Here is a 773-nt window from a genome sequence, read left to right on the forward strand (position 1 = left end):
GGTATCGCTACGTGAATACATAGCGTAGCGAGGCGAACCGGGAGAACTGAAACATCTAAGTACCCCGAGGAAAAGAAATCAACCGAGATTCCCTCAGTAGCGGCGAGCGAACGGGGATTAGCCCTTAAGCATCTTGGAAGTTAGTGGAACGGTCCTGGAAAGGCCGGCGATACAGGGTGATAGCCCCGTACACGAAAACAACCTTGATGTGAAATCGAGTAGGGCGGGACACGTGACATCCTGTCTGAATATGGGGGGACCATCCTCCAAGGCTAAATACTCCTGACTGACCGATAGTGAACCAGTACCGTGAGGGAAAGGCGAAAAGAACCCCTGTGAGGGGAGTGAAATAGAACCTGAAACCGTGTACGTACAAGCAGTGGGAGCCCTTCGGGGTGACTGCGTACCTTTTGTATAATGGGTCAGCGACTTACATTTTGTAGCGAGGTTAACCGTATAGGGGAGCCGTAGGGAAACCGAGTCTTAACTGGGCGTCTAGTTGCAAGGTGTAGACCCGAAACCGGGTGATCTAGCCATGGGCAGGTTGAAGGTTGAGTAACATCAACTGGAGGACCGAACCCACTAACGTTGCAAAGTTAGGGGATGACCTGTGGCTGGGGGTGAAAGGCCAATCAAACTCGGAGATAGCTGGTTCTCCCCGAAAGCTATTTAGGTAGCGCCTCGGACGAATACTACTGGGGGTAGAGCACTGTTTGGGCTAGGGGGTCATCCCGACTTACCAACCCCATGCAAACTCCGAATACCAGTAAGTA

Annotated in this window: 1 rRNA gene; it reads left to right on the forward strand. The window is 52.1% G+C overall.

The window, feature by feature from the left end:
* Window positions 1-773: ribosomal RNA gene (locus J9885_RS14885) — 23S ribosomal RNA — on the forward strand; the annotation flags it as partial.

The organism is Aeromonas sp. SrichE-2G (assembly GCF_017939565.1).
Lineage (GTDB): Bacteria > Pseudomonadota > Gammaproteobacteria > Enterobacterales > Aeromonadaceae > Aeromonas > Aeromonas taiwanensis.